This is a genomic window from Mycobacterium sp. DL99, from assembly GCF_004762045.1.
Taxonomy (GTDB): Bacteria; Actinomycetota; Actinomycetes; order Mycobacteriales; family Mycobacteriaceae; genus Mycobacterium.
In genome coordinates this window covers 5,853,935-5,877,414 of the sequence record NZ_SJOM01000007.1, presented here as the reverse complement: position 1 = coordinate 5,877,414, position 23,480 = coordinate 5,853,935, and the positions used below count along the sequence as shown (strand labels likewise).

The window sequence follows — 23,480 nt, the reverse complement described above, 5'->3', positions numbered from 1 at the left end:
CCTGGGCTTACCGTGAAAGCCGTGTTGGATCTCGAACCTCATGGGCCTCTGCCCTCGCAGATTTACTGGCGGCGCCGGGCGCTGGCCATCGGAATCGCGGTGGTCGTCGTGGGGATCATCGCCGCGATCGTCGCGGTGATCGTGACCAGCAGCTCCGGAGCCGAGACCAAGCCCGCCGACGAATCCTCTGCCGCGGCCGCCCCGCCGACGCCGCTGCCGGGCGAGAACCCCGAGGTCAAGACCCCGGTGGTGCCGCCGGCCCAGCACGCGCCGCCGCCGACGGCCACCCCGACCGCTGCCGTCACGCCGCCGCCGCTGCTCAAAGAGGGCGACGACTGCCCCGATTCGACGCTCGCGGTGAAGGGCATCACCAGCCAGCCCGAGTACGTCGTGGGCGATCAGCCGAAGTTCACCATGGTCGTGACCAACATCGGCCTGGTGGCCTGCAAGCGTGACGTGGGCGCCGCGGTGCTGGCCGCCTACGTGTACTCGCTGGACAACAACCGGCTCTGGTCGAACCTGGACTGCGCGCCGTCCAACGAGACGCTGGTGAAGACCTTCAACCCGGGTGAGCAGGTGACCACCGAGGTGACCTGGACCGGTATGAGTTCGGCGCCGCAGTGCCCGATGCCGCGTCAGCCGATCGGGCCGGGCACCTACAACCTGATGGTCCAGCTGGGCAATCTCAGATCAGCGCCGGTGCCGTTCATCCTGGCTCAGGCCAATCCGCAACAGCCGGGGCCGCCGCCCGAGGGTGCACCGCCGGCTGAGCCGGCGGCACCGGGTAACTGACGCTCAGGCCAGCCGGTCGGCGATCGTCGACTCGGCCAGCAGGGACAGGCCCTCACGGATGTGGCGGGCCCACATCGATCCGATGCCGTCCACGGACTGCAGATCGTCCGCGCTGGCGGCCAGCAGCCCCTGCAGTGAGCCGAACGAGCGGACCAGTAGATCCACGTGGGCGAACTGCAGTCGCGGTATCCCCGCCATGGCGCGGTAGCCGCGTGAGCTCATCGCCGAATCCTGTGCCTCCGACGTCGACGGGTAACCGAAAACCCTTGCCAGCGTGGTGAAGTCGAGCAATTCACTGTCGGTCAGGGCGTCCAGCTCATCGAGTGTCGCGCCGACCTGAGCGGCGGTCGGCGGATCCGGCAGCGCGTGGTAATCCCGCACGATCAGCTCACGCGCGGCCTCGTTGTCGCCCACGAGCTCGTCGAGCTGCAGCTTGAGCTGGCGTCCGTCGGTGCCGAGTTCGACGACGTCGGCGTCGATCTCGAGGCTGATCCGGCGCACCATCTCCAGGCGCTGCACCACGGTCATGACGTCGCGCAGCGTCACGAAGTCTTCGATCTCTGCGGTGGACAACTGCTTGCTGACCTCGTCGAGGCGGCCCTTGTAGCGCTCCAGTGTGTTGATGGTCTGGTTGGCTCGCGACAGGATGGTCGCCGAATCGGGCACCACATGCCGCTCCCCGGCGACGTAGACGGTCACGATGCTCATCGAATGGCTCACCGAGATCACCGGATAGCCGGTCTGGATGGCAGTGCGCTCGGCCGAACGGTGACGGGTTCCGGATTCGTCGGTGGGGATCGATGGATCCGGCACCAACTGGACGTTGGCCCGCACGATCCGGCCGCCGTCGCTCGACAACACCACCGCGCCGTCCATCTTCGACAGCTCACGCAGGCGGGTGGGGGCGTAACGCACGTCCAGGGCGAACCCGCCGTCGCAGATGCCCTCGACGCTGTCGTCGTAGCCGAGCACGATCAGCGCGCCCGTCTTGCCGCGCAGGATGCGTTCCAGGCCGTCACGCAACGGCGTACCGGGGGCCAGCCGGCCGAGGGTTTCTCGTAGCGTCGGCCGAGCCAGATGCACGACGGTGCGGCTGGTCCTGGCGCCGGAGTTCACGGCCATCGGTTCTCCTAGGGTCGGCCGCTATTGTCCATGCTGCCCACGATTGCTGGCAATCGCGATGTCCTTGAGTGCCCGTAATGCCGCGCCGATGTGATCGACGGTGATGATGCGCAGCCCCGCCGGTGCACTGGTGGCCCCCGGTGGCACCACGGCAATGTTGAAGCCCAGCCGGGCGGCCTCGGCCAGCCTGCGATCCATGCCGGTGACCCGGCGCAGATCGCCGACCAGCCCCACCTCGCCGATAACCACCGCGTTCATCGGCAACGCGATGTCGAGATAGGCCGACGCGATGGCGACGGCCACGGCCAGGTCCGAGGATGGATCGGTCAGCCGCATGCCGCCGACGGTGGACAGGTAGATGTCGTTGTTGCCGATCGGCAGGCTGCAGCGGGTCTGCAGTACCGCGCCGATCATCGCCGCACGGGCCGAATCGATCCCGCTGACGACCCGCCGAGGAGGCCCGACCGGCGGGGCGACGAGCGCCTGTATCTCGCCGATCATCGGGCGCTTGCCGTCGAGGGTGACCGTGATGGCGGTGCCGGGTACCGCCGCCGGACGCTGGTCCAGGAACAGTCCGGACGGATCGCTGACACACTCGATTCCGTTGTCGTGCATCTGAAAACAGCCGACCTCGTCGGCTGCGCCGAACCGGTTCTTGACCCCGCGCACGATGCGCAGGCTCGACGCGTGATCACCTTCGAAGTGCAGCACCACGTCGACCAGATGCTCCAGGGAACGCGGCCCCGCGATGGCGCCGTCCTTGGTCACGTGCCCGACCAGGATCATGGCCACCGCCGGGTCTCCCACGGCGGTCTTGGCGTGGCCGGTCAGCGCCGTGGTCACCGCACGCACCTGGGTCACCCCACCCGTCACGCCGTCGGCTTCGGTGGTGGACATGGTCTGCACCGAATCGACGATCACCAGGCTCGGTTTGACCTCCTCGATGTGACCGAGCGCTATCTGCAGGTCGGATTCGCCTGCCAGATAGACGTTGTCGTGCGTACAGCCGGTGCGTTCGGCGCGCAGCCGGATCTGGCCCGCGGACTCCTCGCCGGACAGGTACAGCGCCCGTCGGCCGGTGTGCGCCCAGCGGTTGGCGACCTCCAGGAGCAGGGTGGACTTGCCGACGCCGGGTTCACCGGCCAGCAGCGTGACCGAGCCGGCCACCAGGCCGCCGCCCAGAACCCGGTCCAGTTCAGTGACCCCGGTCGCGTAATGCCGGGTGATTCCGGGGTCGATCGAGGTGATCGGAACCGCGGGCGAGGTCGGGGCCACCGAGCGGCGGACTGACCCGCCCACTCTGTCGGAGAGAGCGAGCACGGCCACCTCATCCACCGTGCCCCAGGTACCGCAATTGGCGCAGCGGCCGACCCATTTGGGTGTGGCGTGCTGACACTCCGAGCAGCGGTATTGCGAACGTACTTTCGAAGCGGCCACGCCGTGACAGTAACGGGTGCCCCCGACATCGGTGCCGTGTACGCGCCGGTGGGGACCCCGGTGGGTCAGAGGTTCAGATCAGTGATGGCCACCGGCTGCGGCGCCCTCGGCGGGCTCCTCGCCGGCGTTGTCGCGCCGGGGCGTTTCGCCTGCCGAGATCGGCACGGCGACCGTGGTCTCGCCGTTCTCGAACTTGAACGTGAAGTCGTAGAGCAGCCCGTTGGTGACCGGCTTGGTCAAGGTGACCTTGGCGGTGACGGCCTCGGCGGGCTCGGCCTTCTCCAGCGGCTTCGTCTGACCATCGGGCTCGCCCACCACGAGGACGCCGCCTGCCGGGATGGTCTGATCCCCGGTCAGTGCCACGTCGCCGACGGTGGTCTTGATCGAGACGAGCTTGTTGGGCGCCTCGGTGGATTCGTTGGCCGCGACGAACAGCAGCTCGGTCTCGGAGCCGGGCTCGACGTAGTCCTTCTGCTGCGGCGCGCGCAGGTGCACGTTACGTAGCGCGATCGCGCCGGCCTGCGCGTTGACACCGTTGACGGCGGGCTCCTGGGTTGCCGTCTGGGAGACCTGCCCGGCGCTGCAACCGGTGAGAACGGCTGCGGTCAGGCCACATGCGGCCAGACCGGCCGAGGTGCGCATTGCGAAGCGGTTCACTCAAGCCTCCTGAGCTGGGTCGGCGTACTTCGACTATGCACAGTAGTAGGTGGCCTCGGTGGGCGGAATGCGAGGGCTTGGCAGAGCGCTTCGCCAGGGGTGTTTCAGGCCCGCAACGGCCTTGCGGTCGGGCCCGGTTCGGGTGTCCGACAGGCGCTTTGGTTGCACGCTTTCGTCACCATGTCAACCCCTGTTCTTCATCTGCAGTGCCCCTGACCTGCGCAGTTGGTGCGCATGTGATCTGGGCCCGTGTTAGGATGGACTAGCGAAAGGGGCTCGAATCAGATGATTTTTAAGGTCGGAGACACCGTCGTCTATCCACACCACGGTGCTGCGTTGATCGAGGCGATCGAAACCCGGACTATCAAAGGCGAGCAGAAGGAATATCTCGTCCTGAAAGTATCCCAAGGGGATCTGACCGTTCGAGTGCCCGCAGATAACGCCGAATACGTCGGAGTCCGCGACGTCGTGGGCCAAGAAGGCCTCGACAAGGTTTTCCAGGTGTTGCGTGCTCCGCACACCGAAGAGCCGACCAACTGGTCGCGCCGCTACAAGGCCAATCTCGAGAAGCTGGCCTCCGGTGACGTGAACAAGGTTGCCGAGGTTGTCCGGGATCTGTGGCGTCGGGATCAGGAACGCGGTCTGTCCGCGGGTGAGAAGCGAATGCTGGCCAAGGCCCGGCAGATTCTGGTCGGCGAACTTGCGCTGGCTGAGAACACCGATGACGCCAAGGCCGAGACCATCCTCGACGAGGTTCTGGCTGCCGCGTCCTGACGCGTCGTGGCAACAACTGTCGCGGTCGTCCCGGCCGCCGGCTCTGGTGAGCGGCTAGGCGCGGGCAGGCCGAAAGCATTCGTCAATCTGGGGGACAAACCCCTGTTGGAGCATGCCCTCGAAGGCCTTCTGGCTTCAGGGGTGATCGACAAGGTCGTGGTCGCGGTGCCGCCCGCGCTCACCGATGAAGCCATCATGGTGTTCGGTGGCCGCGCGCAGATCGTGGCCGGGGGAGCCGATCGAACCGAATCGGTCGGGCTGGCTCTTGCGGCCGCTGGCGACCCCGATTTCATCCTTGTGCACGACGCTGCCCGGGCATTGACTCCTCCTTCGCTGATCGCCCGGGTAGTGGCTGCCTTGGCCGACGGTCACGCTGCCGTCGTTCCCGGCCTTCCGTTGGCCGACACAATCAAGGCGGTCGACGCCAACGGTGCGGTGCTGGGGACACCCGAGCGGGCCGGTCTGCGGGCCGTACAGACCCCGCAGGGTTTCCGTACCGACGTATTGCGCCGCGCCTATCAGCGGGCCGGGGCCGGAGTGGTCACCGATGACGCCTCACTCGTCGAACAGATCGGTACGCCGGTGCAGATCGTCGAGGGCGACCCGTTGGCTTTCAAGATCACCACGCCTCTGGACCTGTTGCTCGCCGAGGCTGTCATGGCGCGTGGCGCGTGAGGATTCCCAGGGTCGGGCTCGGCACCGACGTCCATCCGATCGAGTCGGGGCGCCCCTGCTGGTTGTTGGGGCTGCTTTTCGACGGCGCGGACGGCTGCGCCGGCCATTCCGACGGCGACGTCGCCGCGCACGCATTGTGTGACGCCCTGCTCAGTGCGGCCGGACTCGGCGACCTGGGCGGCGTCTTCGGCACCGACCGGCCGGAATGGCGCGGGGTCACCGGCGCGGACATGCTGCGTCACGTCCGCGGATTGGTGCAGGCGGCGGGCTTCGAGATCGGCAATGCCACGGTGCAGGTGGTCGGCAACCGGCCCAAGATCGGGCCACGCCGGGAGGAGGCCCAGCAGCTTCTCTCGGAGCTGATCGGGGCGCCGGTATCGGTGTCGGCCACCACCACCGACGGGCTCGGGCTGACCGGCCGGGGTGAAGGATTGGCCGCGATAGCCAGCGCTTTGGTGGTTCCTGCCGAATAGGCCGGTAAGCTGGCACGTCGTGACCGATCGCGCTCAAGCCGTCGCGTCGGGGTTTGCCTCCGATTTGCGGCTGTACGACACCATGGCGGGTGCCGTACGAGATTTCGTACCGCTGCGGCCGGGGCACGCTTCGATCTACCTGTGCGGTGCTACCGTCCAGGGCTTGCCGCATATCGGTCATGTCCGTAGCGGAGTCGCGTTCGACGTGTTGCGCCGCTGGCTGACCGCCAATGGATATGACGTTGCGTTCATCCGCAACGTCACCGATATCGACGACAAGATCCTCAACAAGGCGGCCGATGCGGGCCGGCCGTGGTGGGAGTGGGCCGCGACCTACGAGCGGGCGTTCAGCGCCGCGTACGACGCGCTGGGCGTGCTTCCGCCGTCGGCTGAGCCGCGGGCCACCGGACACATCACCCAGATGGTCGAGCTCATCGACCGGTTGATCGCTCGAGGACACGCGTACGCCGCCGGCGGGGACGTCTACTTCGACGTGCTGAGCCTGCCCGATTACGGCGCGCTGTCCGGCCACCGGATCGACGATGTGCACCAGGGTGAGGGCGCGGCGACGGGCAAGCGCGATCAGCGCGATTTCACGTTGTGGAAGGGCGCCAAGCCGGGCGAGCCGTCGTGGCCGACGCCCTGGGGCCGGGGACGTCCCGGCTGGCACACCGAGTGCGTGGCGATGTGCGAGGCCTATCTGGGCGCGGAGTTCGACATCCATGCCGGCGGTATGGACCTGGTCTTCCCGCACCACGAGAACGAGATCGCCCAGGCGCAGGCCGCGGGCGATGGCTTCGCCCGGTACTGGCTGCACAACGGCTGGGTCACCATGGGCGGCGAGAAGATGAGCAAGTCGTTGGGCAATGTGCTCTCGATTCCTGCTGTGCTGCAACGGGTTCGGGCTGCCGAGCTGCGCTACTACCTGGGCAGCGCGCATTATCGGTCCATGCTGGAATTCTCCGAGAATGCGCTGCAGGACGCGGTCAAGGCCTACAGCGGCATCGAGGATTTCCTGCACCGGGTGCGTAACCGGGTCGGCGCCGTCGCCGTGGGTGACTGGACGCCGAAGTTCGCGGCCGCCCTGAATGACGACCTCGCGGTGCCGATCGCACTGTCCGAGGTGCATGCCGCCCGGGCGGTGGGCAACCGCGCGCTGGACGCCGGCGATCACGAAGGCGCGATGGCGCAGGCCACCTCGATCCGGGCGATGATGGGCATCCTGGGCTGCGATCCGCTCGACGAGCGCTGGGAATCCCGCGACGAGACTTCGGCCGCGCTGGCTGCCGTGGATGAACTGGTGCAATGGGCACTGGCCGGCCGGGCCGAGGCCCGGACCAATCGTGACTGGGCGGCGGCCGACGCCATCCGCGATCGGCTCAAGGCGGCCGGTATCGAGGTCACCGACACCGCCGACGGTCCACAGTGGGCCCTGGTGGACGGGAACGGAGCGTAGATGGCCGGGAATTCGCAACGGCGCGGCGCAGTGCGCAAGCCGGGGACCAAGAAGGGGCCGACCGTAGGGTCCGGCGGCGTGCGTCGCCGAGGGCTCGAGGGTCGCGGGGCCACACCCCGTGCAGATCAGCGCCCGCACCATCCGGCCGGCAAGAAGGCCGCGAAGGCGGCGCGTCAGGCGCAGGGGCGACACAAGAAGACCGACGACACCGAGTTGGTGCTGGGCCGCAACCCGGTGGTGGAATGCCTGCGGGCCAAGGTTCCGGCCACTGCGCTGTACGTGGCGCTGGGTACCGAGGCCGATGAGCGCCTCACCGAATCCGTCCAGATTGCGGCCGACCGCGGTATCTCGATCCTTGAGGTGCAGCGCCACGATCTGGACCGGATGAGCTCCAACGCGTTGCACCAGGGCCTGGCCCTGCAGGTGCCGCCGTACAACTACGCCCATCCCGACGATCTGCTGAAGTCGGCCCGGGAGTCCGGGGAGCCCGCACTGTTGGTGGCTCTGGACAACATCTCCGATCCGCGCAACCTGGGTGCCATCGTGCGTTCGGTGGCCGCGTTCGGCGGGCACGGTGTGGTGATCCCGCAACGGCGTTCGGCCTCGGTGACCGCGGTGGCGTGGCGCACCAGTGCCGGCGCCGCGGCCCGTACGCCGGTGGCGCGGGCGACGAATCTGACTCGCACGCTGAAGAGCTATGCCGACGCGGGTCTTCAGGTGGTCGGCCTGGATGCCGGTGGTGACACCACACTCGACGAGCTTGAGGGCACCGGCCCGATGATCGTGGTGGTCGGCTCGGAGGGCAAGGGTCTTTCCCGGCTCGTGCGCGAGAACTGCGATGCGGTGGTGTCGATCCCGATGGCGGGGCCGACGGAGTCGCTGAACGCCTCCGTGGCTGCCGGTGTGGTGCTGGCCGAGATCGCCCGTCAGCGCCGGGTCTAGGCGCATGTCGAAAGGGCGAAGCGCCAGCAATCCCGCGGACTTTCTCGCCGCCCGGCCGTTCACCCGGGAGGAGGTGTTCAGCGAACCCTGCCCGGTTCCCGAGCTGCCCGGAGCCAACGGTTGGTGGTTTCGCACGGTGCCCGCGGGCATTGACGCTTCGGGATGCCGGCAGCGGGATGGCCTGACACTGCTCTACGTGGGGATAAGTCCGACCCGCCCGCCGGTCGGCGGGAAGCCACCGAGCACCCAGAATCTGCGCAAGCGGGTGAAGTACCACTACGGGGCCGCCAATGCGGACGCTGACGGCTCGACGCTGCGCAAGACGCTCGGCATACTGCTTGCCGATGAGCTCGGCTTCAAGTTGCGCCGGATCGGCTCGGGCGACAGGCGGACTTTTGCCGGTGGAGAGGCCGTTCTGACGCAGTGGATGGCCGAGAACGCCCTGGTGTCCTGGATGGTGCACCCCGAGCCGTGGTTCCTGGAGGAAAAGCTGATCGCCACGTTCGATCTGCCGCTCAACGGCCAGGAGTCCAACAAGGGCAACGCCTTCTACCCGGAGCTGAAGCGCCTGCGGCGCGAAGCGATGAACAAGGCGAACAAGCTGCGGGTGCTCAAAGAGTGGTGAGCTGCTTCCTAGCCATTGAAGAGTCGCAGGCTCAGCCATAATCCGAGTACCGAGGCCGCCAGGGTCAACGGCACGGTGGCCAGGCCGATTCGGCTGAACTCGGTGAACTTCGCCGGCAGGCCTTCGCGGTGAACAACATTGCGCCACAGCAGATTTGACAGTGATCCGACGTAGGTGAGGTTGGGGCCTACGTTGACCCCGATCAATACGGCCAGCACCGCGCCCGGTCCGGCGCCGGCCACCAACGGCAGCAGCACCAGCACCGCGGGCAGGTTGTTGACCACATTGGCCAGCACTGCGGCCACAGCCGCCAGGCCCAGCAGCGCAGGCAGTGAGTCACCGACCGGAAGCACCTCACGCATGGCGTCGCCGAGACCGTTGTGCACCACCGCATTCACCACCACACCGAGGCACAGCACGAACACCAGGAACGGCACGTTGACGGCGCGCACGATCCCGCCGACCGTGCTGCGGCGCTGGGCCAGACTGCGCACCCCCAGCACCACCGCGCCCGCCAGTGCCGCCCAGGCCGGCGACACATCGACGACCGAGGTGACGACGAAACCCGCCAGCGTCAACCCCAGCACCACGAGCACGAACACCGGAACCTCGGGCGGCGGGGGAGCCACCTCGGCCGCCGGGCGGCTCAGCTCACGGCGGAAAAGCCAACGCAGTAAGACGAATTCGGCGCCGATGGCGGCCAGCCAGGGCAGCGCCATGACGGCACTGAACTGAGTGAAGGACAGCCCCGCCACGGTGAAGGCCAACAGGTTGGTCAGGTTCGACACCGGAAACAGCAGCGACGCGGAGTTGGCCAGATGTGCGCTGGCGTAGGCATGCGGCCGCGGCGGTATGGCGAGTGTGCGGGCGGTGGACAGCACCACCGGCGTCAACAGCACCACGGTCGCGTCCAGGCTCAGCACGGCGGTCGTCGTCGCCCCGATCAGGAACACCCGGGTCAGCAGCCGCCGGGAATCACCCCTGCTCGCCCGGGCCATCAGTGTGCCCGCGGCGTGGAACAGGCCCTCGTCGTCACACAGGTGGGCCAGCACCAGTACGGCGGCCAGGAATCCGACCACGGGCAGCAGGCGGTTCACCTCGGCCAGGGCATCGTCCGGCGAGATCACGCCGAGCGCGATCAGCAGCCCGGCGGCCGGGATCGCCACGACGGCCTCGGGCCAGCCCTCGGGCCGCGCCAGCGCGAACACCAGCACGACGGCCAGCAGCACCAGGGCCAGAATCAATGGCGTGGGTCCTTTCGGCCAGTCGAACATTCGATGACGATTCGCGTATCGGGCCTAGCGGACCTGACCGTACCCGGGTGACTCGCTAGCGTTGGTGACCATGCGTCCGGCTGCTCCGATGGTCCTGTTGTTCGCTCTGGCTGCCGCGTTCCAGTCTGTCCCGCCGGCCGTCGCGGCGCCCACCGGGTTCGACCTGCAGTCACACCGTGGCGGACGTGGCGAGACGACCGAGGAGTCGCTGCGGGCCTTCGCGAAGTCGTTGGAGCTCGGGGTGAGCACGCTCGAGCTCGACATCGTGCTCACCAAAGACAAGCAACCCCTGGTGTGGCACGACCCCCGGATCGACGAGACCAAATGTGCCGACACAGCCCCGGCGTTCCCGGGCGACCCGATGTACCCGTACGTGGGGAAACTGGTGCACGATCTCACGCTCGAGCAGATCCGCACGCTCGACTGCGGCAAGTTGCTGAGCGGCTTTCCCGACGCTGAGGTGGTGCGCGGCAACAAGATTGCCGTGCTGCCCGAGGTATTCGCGCTGACCGATGCCTACAACGCTGACGTGCGTTTCAACATCGAGACGAAGATCGAGGCGGACAAGCCTGAAACCTCGGCCACGCCGCAGGAGTTCGTCGACGTCATCCTCGATGCCGTGCGCGTGGCGGGCAAGGTCGACAAGGTGGACATCCAGAGCTTCGACTGGCGCACACTGCCATTGGTGCAGCGGGCCGAGCCGTCGCTGCCGAGGGTGGCGCTGTGGGATGACACGACCTGGGTGCCCGACTCTCCGTGGCTCGGTGGGGTCAATCCGGCAGTGGACGGCGATCCGATCGCCGGCGCGATATCGGTGGGCGCCACGGTCCTCTCGCCCCAGCATCAGCTGGTGGACCGCGGATTCGTGGAGCGGGCACACGCGCTGGGCCTCAAGGTGACTCCGTGGACCGTCAACGATCCGGCCGCCATGCGGGCGTTGATCGCGGACGGCGTCGACGGCCTCATCACCGACTACCCGACGCGGCTACGTGGCGTGCTGGCGGAGCTGGGTCTGCCGCTGCCGCCGTCGTTTCAGCGGCTCAATTGACCCAGGGATCGGAGCGCTCCCACAGCGTCGGCAGGTGCAGGCTGACACCGTCCTGCTCGGCCAGTCCGGTCAGCACGCGCATCGAGACGTCCAGGTCATCACCGGCGTACGGCAGTGCGCGCAAGGGCTTGTGCAGTGGCCGGAAGAAGTCGTCCCAGTGGATCAGCACCACGCGCCGCGCGCCGACCGTGCGGACGGTGTGGGTCCAGTAGTCGATCAGGTAGTGCCTGGGTTGCAGGCCGAGTTGGCCGATCCCCAGGTAGACCACCTCGGCGTGCTGCCCGTCCAGTGCGCCTGGCACCGCACCGGCGCTGCCGACGATCAGCAGGCTGCGGTCGCTGGGCCGGTGGCGGACCAGGGTCGACCAGGCCTCGCCGCACTTGTACGCCGATGTCTTCACCGGCGGAACGACGGGCGCGGTGATGACACCGGGGAAGCGGTCCGGTGGGCAGTGCTCGGATTCGAACAGCGTCACGTCGTACGCGCCCAGAGCGACGGCTTCGCCCGGGGTGACCGTGACGATCCGATCGGGCGCCAGTCCGCCCCCGGCGCCGACCTGGGCGGTCGAGGTGCCGCCCACCAGTCGGGCGCCGGTGCGCTCGGCCACGACGGCCGAGTCCATGACGTGGTCGAAGTGGGTGTGGACCGGCAGCACGGCTTCGAGCTTGTCGACGCCGAGGCGGGCCAGGCTGCCGTCGATGCGGGGCAGTGACGGCGTCAGCTTGCCGAAGACGATGCTCGGCAGTGCGGGCCGGGAGAAGAATCCGTCGGTGAGCACGGCCGAGGTGCCGTCGTCGACCAGGAGCGTGCTGACCCCGGCCCAGGTGACACTGACCGGGGATTGCGGTGTGACCGACGGTGCGTCGAAGAACCGCGCATAGGAGGCCAGGTCGGGTCTGCCGGGCTTGAGCCGCATGGCCCCACCCTAGGGCTAGACCTGTCCGTAGCGACGGCGGAACTTCTCCACCTGCCCGGCCGAGTCGAGGTGCCGTGCGGTGCCGGTCCAGAACGGATGCGAGTCGCTGGTGACGTCGACGACGATCAGCGGGTAGGTCTGGACCCCGTGCGGGCCTGCCCACTCGATGGTGCGCTCACTGGTTGCCGTCGACCGGGTCAGGAACTGGCTGCCGGTCGCGGCGTCCTGGAACACCACGGGGTGATAGTCGGGGTGGATTTCGGGTTTCACTGGTATTCCCCTTCTGTGTGGGCGGATGTTGCGGGTTCTTCGACCGCGGGCTGGCACGGTTCTTCGTGCCAATCCCCGAACGGGTCGGGATAGTGGGCCCACTCGTCGGGCCGCGCCAGCTCGTCGTCGGTGAGCAGCGCGCCGCGCAGCGCGTCGATGACCTCGCCCGGCCGGGCGCCGCAGACCAGTACCGTCAGCGAGATGTGGCGATCACCGAACTGGTGATGCCAGTCGATCGCGGCGATCGCCAGGCGTTCCGGGTCGGTGTAGGCCCTCTCGGTGGAATCCATTGCCGCCAGCCATTTTCCGGCGTTGCTGAAATGCATTCCGCCGCCTGCGGATTCAATCCACATGACGTCGGTCGGCCGGTTGGCCAGCCAGGCGCGCCCCCTGGTGCGCACCACGCCGTAGAGCAGCAGGTCGACGGCGGTGTGCAGGCGTAGCGGGTGAAACGGTCGGCGCGCGGCGAATTCGACGATGATGACCTCGTCATCGGGCTCCAGCGGCGGTTCACCGGCCAGGAGTGGATCGTGCGGTGTCGCGGTGCGCCCGCGCCGGCTGTTCGGTTCCAGATGCGCCAGGCCGAGCTCCACCCGGTCGGGGCCGACGGTGATGCGGGCGCGGGGAGCGAGCCGGCGCAGGACCGCCAGCGTGGTGGCCTCGGCCTCGTTGAGCACCAGCATGTCGGCGAACTCGGCCTGCCCGACGACCACCTGGGCGACAGTGCGCCCGTCGGGCAGTTCCTCGTCGCCGACGGACTGTTGCAGCCAGACCGTCGCGTCGAGGCACGCGATCACCGCGTCGATGGTGACGTCGCGGGAGGCGGGCCCGTCGATGTATCCGGGCCCGACATGGACCCGGATGGTGTTGATCGCCCAGCACACGGGCTCGGCTTCCAGCCAGGGCATCAACTGCACGACGATGCGGTCCACGTCGCCGCGTCGGTGCAGACGCCGCAACAGGATGAGCAGATCGTCGCGGACCGTGCAGGACACGCAACCGTGGGCGAGCTCGAGGGCGAGTTCGGATGTCCCGCTGCTGTCGGACACCGTCCGCAGGACCACCTGGCCGTCAAAGGTGTGGCGCACCAGCACGGTTCCCGGCCTGCGGCCCAGTTCTTCTGCTACGCCGTCGCTGTCACCTTGACCGGCGATCAGCACCACAGGGGTTCGCACTGCACCTCCCGATGGAGTTGTTGTTGAAAATGATTATCATTATCGTGAGGCTACCCCATCCGAAGGAGACCGATGTCTGCCCACTGCCAAGTCACCGGGCGCTCGCCCGGGTTCGGCAACACGGTGTCGCACTCGCACAAGCGCAGTCGCCGCCGCTGGAACCCCAACATCCAGACCAAGACCTACTACCTGCCAGGCGAAGGGCGCCGGATCCGGCTTCGGGTCAGCGCCAAGGGAATCAGGGTGATCGACCGCGACGGCATCGAGGCCGTTGTGGCCCGCCTGCGTAGCGCAGGGGAGAAGATCTGATGGCCAGCACCGATATCCGGCCGATCGTGAAGCTGAAATCGACCGCGGGGACCGGGTACACCTACGTCACCCGCAAGAATCGCCGCAACGACCCGGACCGGATCGTGCTGCGAAAGTACGACCCGGTCGTCCGCCGCCACGTCGACTTCCGCGAGGAGCGCTGATGGCCAAGCGATCCAAGATCGTCAAGAACGAGCAGCGCCGGGAACTTGTGGAGCGCTACGCCGAACGGCGGGCCGAGCTCAAGGCGATCATCAGCAATCCGGCCGGCACGCGTGAACAGAAGGCCGCGGCCGTCTCGGCATTACAACGGCTGCCCCGGGATTCGAGCCCGGTGCGGCTGCGCAATCGAGACGCGGTCGACGGCCGCCCCCGCGGTCATCTGCGCAAGTTCGGGCTGTCGCGGGTCCGGGTGCGCGAACTGGCACACCGCGGTGAACTGCCGGGCGTGCGGAAGTCGAGCTGGTGATGGCGTCGAACTCCCGGAAGAACACCAAGAGGCGCCCGCCGGCCACCGAACTCAAGAAGCCGAGGCGCAATCAGCTGGACGCCCTCGGGGTGACCGAGGTCGACTACAAGGACATCCACCTGCTGCGCACCTTCATCAGTGAGCGGGGCAAGATCCGGTCCCGGCGCATCACCGGGCTCACCCCGCAGCAGCAGCGTCAGGTCGCCACGGCGATCAAGAACGCCAGGGAGATGGCGCTGCTGCCGGTGGTCGGCCCGGCTTGACCTACCATTCGAGGCGATAGGGCGACTGCGGATCGTGGAAGCCGGTGAGAATCCGGCGCGGTCCCGCCACTGTGAAAGCCAGATACACACCGCAGTCGCCACCTCGCACGTACTGGGGCGGATCTCCCCGGAGAGGATGGGTACGCCCATGGCTGCACGTTGGCTGACCGCCGGACTGGCGTCAGCGCTACTGGTATCGGGGTGCGCCTCGACCGCAGCGCCCGACGCCGACGGTGACGTCCCACCGGGATTCCCGGTCACTGTCGACAATTGCGGCGTCAGCGCCACCTATGACCGGCCGCCGGCCCGCGCGGTCGCGCTCAATCAGCATGCGATCGAGACGCTGCTGGCTCTGGGGCTCGAAGAATCCATGGTCGGCACGTCCTACCTCGACGACCGGATCCTGCCCGAATACCAGACTGCCTACGACAGCGTTCCGGTGCTGGCCAAGGAATACCCGTCCTACGAGTCGCTGCTGGCTGTCGAACCCGACTTCGTCTACGGCGGCTGGGACAGCGCGTTCGACGAGAAGGAGGGCCGCGGCAGGCAACGGCTGACCGATGCCGGGGTTCACACCTACCTCAACATCGAGGATTGCCGGTCCGAGCCCGTCACCATCTCCACCTTGGATGACGAAATGCGAAACATCGGAACCATTTTCGGAATCACGGACCGGGCTGAGCAGCAGATCGAGAAGCTGCATCGCGAGCTGGCGCAGACCGAAGCGAAGCTGCGTGGCGCGCAACCCGTACGGGTCGCGGTCTACGACAGCGGTGAGGCGACCGTGTTCACTTCGGGCGGTAAGGGCATCGGCAACCTGATGATCGAGGCGGCCGGCGGCGTCAACGTGTTCGCCGATGTCCCGAAGGTATGGGGCGACGTATCGTTCGAACAATTCGCCGAACGCGCGCCCGAAGTCATCGTGATCTACGACTACGGAGACCAGCCGGTCGCCGACAAGAAGAAATTCCTCACTGAACATCCTCTGCTGCAGCATGTTCCGGCGGTCCAGCACCAGCGGTTCGCGGTGCTCCCGTTGTCCTCGGTGGTGGTCGGCGTGCGGGTGGGCGGGGCGGTGGACACCCTGGCCCGGCAGCTGCACCCGGACCGGTTCGTGTGACGCCCTACCGCCTGACCCTGGCTGCGCTGGCCGGGTTGTTGCTGATGGCGATGACCGCCGGTGTGGCAATCGGCTCGGTGTCCATCCCGCCGGGACAGGTGTGGGCCATCGTGTTGCACGCCGTCCACCCGGGCCTCGTCGAGCAGAGTTGGCCTGCGGCAAGGGAATCCATCGTGATCGACGCCCGGCTACCTCGGGTGGTCCTGGGCGCGGTGGTCGGTGCCGGCCTGGCGGCGTGCGGTATGGCGCTGCAGGCGGTGGTGCGCAATCCGCTCGCCGATCCCATGCTGCTGGGTGTCTCCTCGGGAGCGTCGGTCGGTGCCGTGGTGATCCTGGTGTTCGGCGCCGGCGCGTTGCAGGTGTTCACCGTGCCGCTGGCGGCGTTCCTGGGAGCCTTCCTCGCGCTCGTCGCGGTGTACTTCCTGGCCCGCTCGGGCGGGAGGATGACGACCGCGCGGTTGATCCTGGCCGGCGTCGCGGTGGCCGAAGTGCTGTCCGCGTTGGCCAGTCTGCTGATCGTCACCTCGGACGATCCGCACAAGACCCAGGCGGCTGTGCGGTGGATGCTCGGCGGCCTGGGCGGCGCCACCTGGCGCATGGTGTGGGTGCCCGCCGTGGCGGTGTTCATCGGCGTGGTGGTGCTGCTGGCCTTCACCAGATCACTGAACCTGCTCTACACCGGCGAGGAGGCGGCCGCTTCGCTCGGGCTCGACGTGCACCGGTTCCGGGCGGGAATGTTCTTGGTCGTGGCGCTCATGGTCGGGGCCATGGTCGCGGTCAGTGGCACGATCGGGTTCGTCGGGCTGATCATGCCGCATGTGGTGCGTCTGCTGGTCGGTGCTGATCACCGTCGAGCGCTGCCGGCCGCCGCCTTGTTGGGCGCGGCGTTTCTGGTGCTGTGTGACATCGTGGCTCGCACCGTGGCCGCGCCGGAGGAACTGCCGGTGGGGATTCTGACCGCGCTCGCCGGCGGGCCGTTCTTCCTGTGGCTGATGCGGCGGAAGGCCGTGACATGACGGCGGCAGTGTCATTCGAGGCGGTCTCGGTGTCGGTGCGCGGAACACCGTTGATCGCCGATGTCTCGTTGTCGGTCGCCCCGGGTGAGATGCTGGCCGTCGTGGGTCCCAACGGCGCGGGCAAGACCACACTGCTGCGCACGTTGTACCGGGCGCAGCGGCCGAGTGCCGGACGGGTGCTGGTCGACGGCACCGATGTGTGGAAGCTGCCGGGCAAGCAGGCCGCGCGCTGGGTCGCGGCCGTATTGCAGGAAGCCACCGGCGATTTCGAGCTCACAGTGTTCGACATGGTGGCGATGGGGCGCACACCGTACAAGCGATCCTTCGAGGCCGACAACCGTGAGGACCGGCAGATCGTCGGCGCGGCGCTGGCGGCACTGGACGTCGCGGAGCTGAGCGGGGCTGGCTACGGCCGGCTGTCGGGAGGGCAGAAGCAACGCGTGCTCATCGCCCGTGCGCTGGCGCAGCGCACCGAGGTGATCGTGCTCGACGAACCCACCAACCACCTCGATCTGCGACATCAACACGAGGCCCTGCACCTGCTGCGGGAGACCGGTGCGACGGTGGTCGCCGCGTTGCACGATCTGAATCTTGCTGCGGCTTACTGCGACCGGATCTGCGTGCTCGACGATGGAGGGCTGGTCGCCGTCGGCCCGCCGGCCGATGTGCTCACCGAGGGGCTGCTGTCCGACGTGTACGGGGTCGAGGCCCGGATCACCCTCGATGCCGATACCGGCAGACCGCAGGTCACCGTCCCGCCCAAGGTGGGGGTGAGGCCGTGAACATCGGTGACGAACTCAGCGAAATCGCCTCGTACGGAGGCTTCTTCGCTATCACCGTCGGCGGGGATCCGGGCGACTGGATTCCGGTGCACCGTTGTTACGAGCAGGGCTGCGCCGACCTCGTCGCCTCGACCGCCGCACGCAGTGATACGACGGATCTACGCATCGGTGCGTCCCTGGTCCAGTTCAGTCACGCCTCTCGCTTGTGGTCGCCGCTGCTGGCCTGTGCGCTGCAATACGGTGTGCTGCCGGACCTCACCGATCTGCAGCGCCATGCCGCCCGTACCGAGCTCAGGCTGCCGGTGCCGGTGGGAGGACCCGTCGACGGCCGTCGTCCGCTGGTACAGCAGCTGTACCAGACGGTGATCACCGAACACCTCGAACCACTGGCCGCCGGGCTACGGGTCAAGATGGCAACGCGGCTGCTCTACGGCAATGCCGCGGCCGCCCTGGTCGCCGCGGCGGCCGACCTGGCCCGAGCTAGACCGGAATTGGATGACGACCTCCGCGGAGTCGCCGAATCGCTGTTGGCCACCGGGGATCTGGCCGGCACCGGCGTCCTGACCGGGTGGGCGTTCCGCCGGCGCAGCTGTTGCCTGTACTACCGCGTACCGGGCGGATCGAAGTGTGGTGATTGTGGACTCGCGCGGCCACGCGGGTAGGCCTCAATAGGCGTAGGGACGTGCCGGGGGATCGGTGCGCGCCATACTCATGGCCGTCATCGTCGGGATGGTGCGCCGGCTCGAATCGCTTTGTCCCGCAGGGATCGTGCCCACCACCTTGATCCAGGTGTCGTCCGGATAACCGGCCGCCTGAGCCGCCGCAGGCCCGGAGAGACGAATGCGGGCCAGCTGAGCATCGGCCGCGCAGCAGATGATCACCACCCGGGCCAGGTCGCTGCGGTCACCGTCGCGCATCGTGAACCCGGTGACAGTGATCGTGCGGTTGTCCAGGGTGCCCGCGGAGTCCTGCGCCACGCGGATCAGTGCGTCGGGCAGGGAGATCTCCGGAGCAGTGCCGTCGGGCAGCGGCGGAAACGGACGGCGCAGCACATCGGTGGATACCGCGGTCACCGATGCGGCGTCGGGACGTATCGCCGGGGGTACGACGAAGGCCAGCAGCGCGATCGGGACCAGCAGTAGCCACGCGACGCCGGGGGAGTGCGGATGATCATGAGCTTCGTCCGTCCCGTCCTCGCGACGGCCGTGCCGGATATCGCGCACGATCGCGGCGAGGGCCAGCGCGATGAGCAACACCGCGGTCGCGGCGAGGTAGGGCAACAGCCCCGGCTTGACGTACCGGGTGTATGCACCGGAAATGGTGATGATCGCGGTGCTGACCCCGATCAGCAGCAGCAGAGCGTTCTCGGTCTCGCGGCTCATTGTGGCCCCAGGATCAGCAGGCCGACGCCGGTCGCGACCAGGGTGGCGACCACGAGGGTGGTGGGTGCGAACCGGACGGCGAACGCGCGGCCGAACATTCCGGCCTGCATCGCGAACAACTTGAGATCGACAGCCGGCCCGACCACCAGGAACACCAGCCGCGGCAGCAGCGGCAGCATGGTCAGGCTGGCCGCGACGAAGGCGTCCGCTTCCGAGCACAACGCCAGCACCACCGCCAGCGCCGCCATGGTGATCACCCCCAGCACGATCTGCCCTGCCAGGTGTTCGTACACCCATAGCGGAACCAGCACGTGCAGGGCGGCCGCGGCAGCCGCACCGACGACCAGATAGGAGGCCGCCGAAAGGAAGTCGTGACGTGCCGCTTCGGTGAACACGGCCCACCGGGAACTCTCGCCGTCGTGCGGCTTGGGTAGGCGACGGGTGATCCAGTCCGGGCTGCCGAACCGGGCCCAGAGCGCACCCATGATCAGCGCGGTGAGCAGTGATGCCGCACACCGGGCGGCGACCATCTGCGGGTGTCCGGGGAACGCGACGGCGGTCGCCACCAGCACAACGGGGTTGATGGCCGGTGCCGCAAGCATGAATGTCAGCGCGGCCGCGCCCACGGTGCCGTCCCGGGTGTCGTCGCCGAAGAGCCTGCGCGCCACCGGCACTGAACCGCATTCGCAGCCGGGGAGTGCCGCACCGCCGACCCCGGCGGCCAGGATTGCCGTGCTGCGACGTCGGGGAAGCCAGCGGGCCAGACGCTCGGGCGTCACGAAGACCGCGATAAGCCCGCTGATCACCACGCCGAGTGCCAGGAACGGCAGCGCTTGGACGAACACGCCGCAGAACACCGTGGCCGCCGTCGACACATCGGGGGTGCCCTCGACAAACGCCCGCAGCGTGGTGCCGGCCAGGGCCAACGCGATGATGCCGGCCACGAGAACCTGCATGGAACTCGGCCGCCACCGCGTCACCGCCGGGTTCGCCACCACGCGGCCATCATGCCAGGCGAACCTGTCAGCAGAACGCGCTCAGTGTGACCCCTTCGGCGGACAGACGCTCGCGCACCGCCGTGGTGATCTCGACGGCTCCCGGTGAATCACCGTGTACGCAAACCGATTCCACCGTGACGGGGATGACGGATCCGTCCACGGCGGTGACGTGTCTCCGCATAACCATGCCCGCCACTCGTTCGGCGATCTCCGAGGCATCGTGCAGTACGGCGCCGGGGTCGCGTCGCGACACCAGCGTGCCGTCGGGTTGGTAGGCGCGGTCGGCGAAGGCCTCGGCCACGGTGCGCAGCCCGCGCCGCCCGGCCTCCTCGAAGAACGCTGAACCCGACAGGCCGAGCACCGGCAGTCCGGCGTCCACCGCTGCCACCGCGGCCGCCACGGCGGCGGCCTGTTCGGGGTGGCTGACGATTGTGTTGTACAGCGCGCCATGGGGTTTCACGTAGGTCACCGTCGTACCCGCGACATGGGCGATGCCCTGCAGCGCGCCGATCTGATAGATCACGTCGGCGGTCAGGTCCTCGGGGGTGACGTCGATGAAGCGCCTGCCGAATCCGGCCAGGTCCCGGTAGCTCACCTGGGCGCCGACGCGGACACCCCGGGCCGCGGCCTCGCGGCACGTTCGCAACAGAAGCGTGGGGTCGCCGGCGTGGAAACCGCAGGCCACGTTGGCGCTGGTGACCAGGCCGAGCATGGCCTCGTCGTCACCGAGTTTCCACGCCCCGAAGCTCTCACCGAGATCGGCATTGAGATCGACGGAGGTAGCCACCTGCCCAGCCTAAGGCGATGCCTCGCTCGGCCAGCCGTTCTCGGCCACGAATTCGGGCAGCGGGCGTGCAGTTGTCCAGTGCTCGATCTCCAGCACCGGCCGGTCCGGGAATTCGGGTACCGGGCCCAGACACAGGATCGCGACGGGTTCCGCGTCGGCGGGCATGCCCATGAGTTGGGCCAGGGGCAGCGGCTTGAATATCGACACCCAGCCCATGCCGAGGCCCTCGGCGCGGGCGGCCAGCCACATGTTCTCGATGGCGCAGGACACCGAGGCCAGGTCCATCTGCGGCAGCGTACGGCGGCCGAAGATGTGTCGGTCGCGGTTTTCGCCGAGTGCGACGACGAACAGTTCGGCGCAGTCGAGGATGCCTTCGACCTTCAATGCCAGGAATTCATCGCCGCGGGTGCCGAGTGCGTCGGCGGTATGGATGCGTTCCTCGTCGACCAGCGCGTGGATCTTGCCGCGCAGCGCGTCGTCGGTGATCCGGATGAAGCGCCACGGCTGCATCAGGCCGACGCTCGGCGCCGCGTGGGCAGCGTGCAGCAGCCGGCTGAGGACCTCGGGCGGCACCGTGCTGCCGGGGACGAAGCGGCGCATATCCCGACGTTCGGCGATGGCCCGGTAGACGGCACGGCGCTCGTCGGGGCTGAAGGCGTGCTCAGACACGGGTCGAGCTTATGGGGTGGCGAGTCTGTGACCGAGTTCCGTCATGGTGAGAATGGTCTGGTGACAGGCGCAACAGGGGACGGTGGCTACTTCGCGGCCGACTACGAGACGAACGAAGAACTGGCGCGGCTGCGTGTGCTCGAGTCGCTCTGTGATCCGTGGACGATCCGCGTTTTCGACACCGTCGGTGTGGCGCCCGGCTGGTCCTGCCTGGAGGTGGGTGCAGGTGCGGGATCCGTGGCGCGCTGGCTGGCCGATCGCGTGGGGCCGTCCGGGCATGTCGTCGCCGCGGATCTGGACCCCCGCTTTCTCGGCGACCTACCGGCGTTGGGCGTCGAAGTACGGCGCCTTGACATCACGGTCGATGAAATCGAGTCGGGCCGTCACGATTTGGTGCACAGCCGGACACTGATGTTGCACCTGCCCGACCCCGTCGCGGCGATGCGGCGCATGGTTTCGGCATTGCGTCCGGGCGGTTGGCTCGTGGTCGAGGAGCCGGACTACAGCACCACCGCGCCCGTCGACCGGACCCATCCGCTGGCTGCGGGGTACGAGGACTACCTGAACGTCCGCACGCAGTTCCTGGCCGCGGCCAATGTGATGAACCTGGGCTACGGCTCGATGTTGCCGGTTGACGTCGATCAACTCGGACTCACCGAGGTGGCCAACGAAGGCAGGCTGACCGTGGAGCGCGGTGGCAGCCGGCAGGCGCACTTCCTCATACAGACCTTCCAGCAGGTCGACGACCTCATGGTGGCCGCCGGGGTGCTCTCGGAGACGGCGGTGGCCGCCGCCAGGGCCGCGCTGGAGGATCCGACCTTCGCCTACCGCTCCGCGGCGATGCACAAGGTGTGGGGACGCAAGCCCGTCAGTGCGCGTGGGTGACGTTCCAGGCCGGTAGCGGATCGGGATAGCGGAGCCAGGCCCGCTCACCCTGGGCCAGCTCGGCGTCGGTCAGCAGGGCCCCGCCGAGTAGCCGGTGGACCTTGTGCCGGTCGAGCTTGATCCCGATGAACACGATCTCCTGACCCGGCGCGATCTCGGTGCCCGACCAGTATTGCGCCGGCTCGATCACCAGGTTCGGGCCGGCCTGTGACCAGATGGCGGCGATCGTCGGGCGGCTGGCGATCCAGCAGAATCCCTTGCTGCGCAACACCCTTGTCACCTGACCGAGCGCGTCGCCGAGGCGCTTTGGGTGAAACGGCCGGTCGGAGCGGAAGGTCATCGAGCTGATGCCGTACTCCTCGGTTTCGGGTGTGTGCCCGTCGGCGATCTCCTCGTCCCAGCCCGGCGTCTGCGCGGCGGCCTCCGGGTCGAACAGCCCGGTGCCCAGCACCTCGCCGATATCGACGACGCCGTGGTCGGTCCGGATGAGCTTGGCGGTCGGATTCAGCCTGCGCAGCAGTGTTTGGACGGTGTCGAGGGTCGGCGGGCTCACCAGATCGGTCTTGTTGAGCAGGATGACGTCGGCGAACTCCACCTGATCGGTGAGCAGGTCGGCGATGCTGCGGGCATCGCTCTCGCCGGCGGCCAGCTCCCTGTCGGCCAGGCCTTCTCCGCGGACAACCTCGGTCAGGAAGGTCGAGGCGTCCACCACGGTCACCAACGTGTCCAGCCGGGCCAGCTCGCCGAGCCGGAAGCCGTCCTCGAACTGCCAGCTGAAGGTGGCTGCCACCGGCATGGGCTCGGAGATCCCCGTCGACTCGATCACCAGGTGGTCGAACCGGTTCTGTCGCGCCAGCGCGCCGACCGCCTCCACCAGATCCTCGCGGAGTGTGCAGCAGATGCAGCCGTTGGTCAGCTCGACGAGCTTCTCCTCCGTGCGGTCGAGGTGACCCTGTCCGGCGATGAGCGCGGCGTCGATGTTGACCTCGCTCATGTCGTTGACGATCACGGCGACGCGCCTGCCGTCTCGGTTCGCCAGGATGTGGTTCAAAAGCGTGGTCTTCCCGGCGCCGAGGAAGCCGGACAGGACGGTGACGGGCAGCAGGTCGGACATCGCACTCCTTAATGAAAACGATTTTCAATAAATCATCATCCGGGCGTGCA

29 protein-coding genes and 1 riboswitch are annotated in these 23,480 nt (G+C 68.0%); of the genes, 17 read left to right on the top strand and 12 right to left on the bottom strand.

The genetic code is table 11. The features are described 5' to 3' along the window. The first annotated feature begins 21 nt into the window (after positions 1-21). Complete coding sequence (locus EYZ64_RS28580) at positions 22-792, top strand: hypothetical protein (RefSeq protein WP_210115591.1); 771 nt, start codon at positions 22-24, stop codon at positions 790-792. Positions 793-795: 3 nt separating this feature from the next. Here the strand turns inward: EYZ64_RS28580 and disA are convergent, their stop codons facing one another. The 3 genes from disA to EYZ64_RS28565 all read right to left on the bottom strand — a co-directional run bounded on the left by disA (position 796) and on the right by EYZ64_RS28565 (position 4,008). Beyond that, the gene (disA, locus tag EYZ64_RS28575; RefSeq protein ID WP_210115708.1) at positions 796-1,875 is read right to left on the bottom strand and encodes a DNA integrity scanning diadenylate cyclase DisA; all 1,080 of its coding nucleotides are present in this window, start codon (positions 1,873-1,875) and stop codon (positions 796-798) included. Positions 1,876-1,935: 60 nt separating this feature from the next. Next, the gene (gene radA, locus EYZ64_RS28570) at positions 1,936-3,351 is read right to left on the bottom strand and encodes a DNA repair protein RadA (RefSeq protein ID WP_135458939.1); all 1,416 of its coding nucleotides are present in this window, start codon (positions 3,349-3,351) and stop codon (positions 1,936-1,938) included. A gap of 78 nt (positions 3,352-3,429) precedes the next feature. Then, the gene (locus EYZ64_RS28565) at positions 3,430-4,008 is read right to left on the bottom strand and encodes a copper chaperone PCu(A)C domain-containing protein (RefSeq protein WP_135458937.1); all 579 of its coding nucleotides are present in this window, start codon (positions 4,006-4,008) and stop codon (positions 3,430-3,432) included. Positions 4,009-4,293: 285 nt separating this feature from the next. Between EYZ64_RS28565 and carD the strand changes: the two genes are divergently transcribed. Genes carD through EYZ64_RS28535 form a run of 6 tightly spaced genes read left to right on the top strand, consistent with a single transcriptional unit; the run spans position 4,294 to position 8,953 of the window. Then, complete coding sequence (gene carD / locus EYZ64_RS28560) at positions 4,294-4,782, top strand: RNA polymerase-binding transcription factor CarD (protein WP_003882506.1); 489 nt, start codon at positions 4,294-4,296, stop codon at positions 4,780-4,782. A 6-nt stretch (positions 4,783-4,788) separates the two neighbouring features. After that, positions 4,789-5,457, top strand: coding sequence for a 2-C-methyl-D-erythritol 4-phosphate cytidylyltransferase (gene ispD / locus EYZ64_RS28555; protein WP_135458935.1), 669 nt, complete (start codon positions 4,789-4,791; stop codon positions 5,455-5,457). Further along, positions 5,454-5,930 (top strand): 2-C-methyl-D-erythritol 2,4-cyclodiphosphate synthase, encoded by a 477-nt coding sequence (ispF, locus tag EYZ64_RS28550; RefSeq protein ID WP_135458933.1) that lies wholly within the window; start codon positions 5,454-5,456, stop codon positions 5,928-5,930. The genes ispD and ispF overlap by 4 nt, the downstream gene beginning before the upstream one ends. A gap of 19 nt (positions 5,931-5,949) precedes the next feature. Continuing rightward, the gene (cysS, locus tag EYZ64_RS28545; RefSeq protein ID WP_135458931.1) at positions 5,950-7,386 is read left to right on the top strand and encodes a cysteine--tRNA ligase; all 1,437 of its coding nucleotides are present in this window, start codon (positions 5,950-5,952) and stop codon (positions 7,384-7,386) included. Then, a complete protein-coding gene (gene rlmB, locus EYZ64_RS28540; RefSeq protein WP_135458929.1) occupies positions 7,387-8,328 on the top strand; it encodes a 23S rRNA (guanosine(2251)-2'-O)-methyltransferase RlmB in 942 nt (313 codons plus the stop codon). Between the two features lie 4 nt (positions 8,329-8,332). After that, on the top strand, positions 8,333-8,953 hold the full coding sequence (locus EYZ64_RS28535; protein WP_135458928.1) for a GIY-YIG nuclease family protein: 621 nt from the start codon (positions 8,333-8,335) through the stop codon (positions 8,951-8,953). 8 nt (positions 8,954-8,961) lie between these two features. Here EYZ64_RS28535 and EYZ64_RS28530 read toward each other — a convergent pair whose 3' ends face one another. After that, positions 8,962-10,227, bottom strand: a complete 1,266-nt coding sequence (locus EYZ64_RS28530) for an SLC13 family permease (RefSeq protein WP_135458926.1) — start codon at positions 10,225-10,227, stop codon at positions 8,962-8,964. 70 nt (positions 10,228-10,297) lie between these two features. On the opposite strand from EYZ64_RS28530, the gene EYZ64_RS28525 reads away from it, so the two are divergent. After that, a complete protein-coding gene (locus EYZ64_RS28525; protein ID WP_135458924.1) occupies positions 10,298-11,275 on the top strand; it encodes a glycerophosphodiester phosphodiesterase in 978 nt (325 codons plus the stop codon). Here EYZ64_RS28525 and EYZ64_RS28520 read toward each other — a convergent pair. From EYZ64_RS28520 to mrf, 3 genes are read right to left on the bottom strand one after another with little or no spacing between them, the layout of a single operon-like run. Continuing rightward, the gene (locus EYZ64_RS28520) at positions 11,268-12,191 is read right to left on the bottom strand and encodes an MBL fold metallo-hydrolase (protein ID WP_135458922.1); all 924 of its coding nucleotides are present in this window, start codon (positions 12,189-12,191) and stop codon (positions 11,268-11,270) included. The two genes, EYZ64_RS28525 and EYZ64_RS28520, sit on opposite strands and share 8 nt — an antisense overlap. 15 nt (positions 12,192-12,206) lie before the next feature. Then, entirely contained in the window at positions 12,207-12,461 is a 255-nt protein-coding gene (locus tag EYZ64_RS28515) for a type B 50S ribosomal protein L31 (RefSeq protein ID WP_135458921.1), read from the bottom strand. After that, positions 12,458-13,636, bottom strand: a complete 1,179-nt coding sequence (gene mrf / locus EYZ64_RS28510; RefSeq protein ID WP_135458919.1) for a ribosome hibernation factor-recruiting GTPase MRF — start codon at positions 13,634-13,636, stop codon at positions 12,458-12,460. The genes EYZ64_RS28515 and mrf overlap by 4 nt, the downstream gene beginning before the upstream one ends. Positions 13,637-13,708: 72 nt before the next feature. On the opposite strand from mrf, the gene rpmB reads away from it, so the two are divergent. The 8 genes from rpmB (at position 13,709) to EYZ64_RS28470 (ending at position 18,257) form a co-directional block, all read left to right on the top strand. After that, positions 13,709-13,945 carry a 50S ribosomal protein L28 gene (rpmB, locus tag EYZ64_RS28505; protein ID WP_135458917.1) on the top strand — a complete coding sequence of 79 codons (237 nt, stop codon included), beginning with the start codon at positions 13,709-13,711 and terminating at the stop codon, positions 13,943-13,945. Then, positions 13,945-14,109, top strand: a complete 165-nt coding sequence (gene rpmG / locus EYZ64_RS28500; protein ID WP_029108302.1) for a 50S ribosomal protein L33 — start codon at positions 13,945-13,947, stop codon at positions 14,107-14,109. The genes rpmB and rpmG overlap by 1 nt, the downstream gene beginning before the upstream one ends. After that, complete coding sequence (gene rpsN / locus EYZ64_RS28495; protein ID WP_135458915.1) at positions 14,109-14,414, top strand: 30S ribosomal protein S14; 306 nt, start codon at positions 14,109-14,111, stop codon at positions 14,412-14,414. Before rpmG ends, rpsN begins: the two co-directional genes overlap by 1 nt. Further along, a complete protein-coding gene (rpsR, locus tag EYZ64_RS28490) occupies positions 14,414-14,677 on the top strand; it encodes a 30S ribosomal protein S18 (RefSeq protein ID WP_167858010.1) in 264 nt (87 codons plus the stop codon). Before rpsN ends, rpsR begins: the two co-directional genes overlap by 1 nt. Before the next feature lie 11 nt (positions 14,678-14,688). Beyond that, a riboswitch (cobalamin riboswitch) is annotated at positions 14,689-14,785 on the top strand. A 40-nt stretch (positions 14,786-14,825) separates the two neighbouring features. Beyond that, on the top strand, positions 14,826-15,797 hold the full coding sequence (locus tag EYZ64_RS28485) for an ABC transporter substrate-binding protein (protein WP_135458913.1): 972 nt from the start codon (positions 14,826-14,828) through the stop codon (positions 15,795-15,797). Further along, positions 15,794-16,813: a FecCD family ABC transporter permease gene (locus EYZ64_RS28480; protein ID WP_135458910.1), complete on the top strand. Its 1,020-nt coding sequence runs from the start codon at positions 15,794-15,796 to the stop codon at positions 16,811-16,813. Before EYZ64_RS28485 ends, EYZ64_RS28480 begins: the two co-directional genes overlap by 4 nt. Then, positions 16,810-17,595 (top strand): ABC transporter ATP-binding protein, encoded by a 786-nt coding sequence (locus EYZ64_RS28475; protein WP_135458908.1) that lies wholly within the window; start codon positions 16,810-16,812, stop codon positions 17,593-17,595. The genes EYZ64_RS28480 and EYZ64_RS28475 overlap by 4 nt, the downstream gene beginning before the upstream one ends. Next, complete coding sequence (locus tag EYZ64_RS28470) at positions 17,592-18,257, top strand: (2Fe-2S)-binding protein (protein ID WP_135458906.1); 666 nt, start codon at positions 17,592-17,594, stop codon at positions 18,255-18,257. Before EYZ64_RS28475 ends, EYZ64_RS28470 begins: the two co-directional genes overlap by 4 nt. A 3-nt stretch (positions 18,258-18,260) precedes the next feature. Here the strand turns inward: EYZ64_RS28470 and EYZ64_RS28465 are convergent, their stop codons facing one another. The 4 genes from EYZ64_RS28465 to bluB form a co-directional block, all read right to left on the bottom strand. After that, on the bottom strand, positions 18,261-18,977 hold the full coding sequence (locus EYZ64_RS28465) for a TIGR03943 family putative permease subunit (protein WP_135458904.1): 717 nt from the start codon (positions 18,975-18,977) through the stop codon (positions 18,261-18,263). Further along, the gene (locus EYZ64_RS28460; RefSeq protein WP_167858196.1) at positions 18,974-19,933 is read right to left on the bottom strand and encodes a permease; all 960 of its coding nucleotides are present in this window, start codon (positions 19,931-19,933) and stop codon (positions 18,974-18,976) included. Before EYZ64_RS28460 ends, EYZ64_RS28465 begins: the two co-directional genes overlap by 4 nt. A 67-nt stretch (positions 19,934-20,000) precedes the next feature. Then, complete coding sequence (locus EYZ64_RS28455; protein ID WP_135458900.1) at positions 20,001-20,762, bottom strand: LamB/YcsF family protein; 762 nt, start codon at positions 20,760-20,762, stop codon at positions 20,001-20,003. A gap of 9 nt (positions 20,763-20,771) precedes the next feature. Further along, on the bottom strand, positions 20,772-21,431 hold the full coding sequence (gene bluB, locus EYZ64_RS28450; protein ID WP_135458898.1) for a 5,6-dimethylbenzimidazole synthase: 660 nt from the start codon (positions 21,429-21,431) through the stop codon (positions 20,772-20,774). Positions 21,432-21,491: 60 nt separating this feature from the next. Between bluB and EYZ64_RS28445 the strand changes: the two genes are divergently transcribed. Beyond that, positions 21,492-22,316 (top strand): class I SAM-dependent methyltransferase, encoded by an 825-nt coding sequence (locus EYZ64_RS28445; protein WP_167858009.1) that lies wholly within the window; start codon positions 21,492-21,494, stop codon positions 22,314-22,316. Here EYZ64_RS28445 and EYZ64_RS28440 read toward each other — a convergent pair. Beyond that, on the bottom strand, positions 22,300-23,430 hold the full coding sequence (locus EYZ64_RS28440) for a GTP-binding protein (protein WP_135458894.1): 1,131 nt from the start codon (positions 23,428-23,430) through the stop codon (positions 22,300-22,302). The two genes, EYZ64_RS28445 and EYZ64_RS28440, sit on opposite strands and share 17 nt — an antisense overlap. Positions 23,431-23,480: the final 50 nt, after the last annotated feature.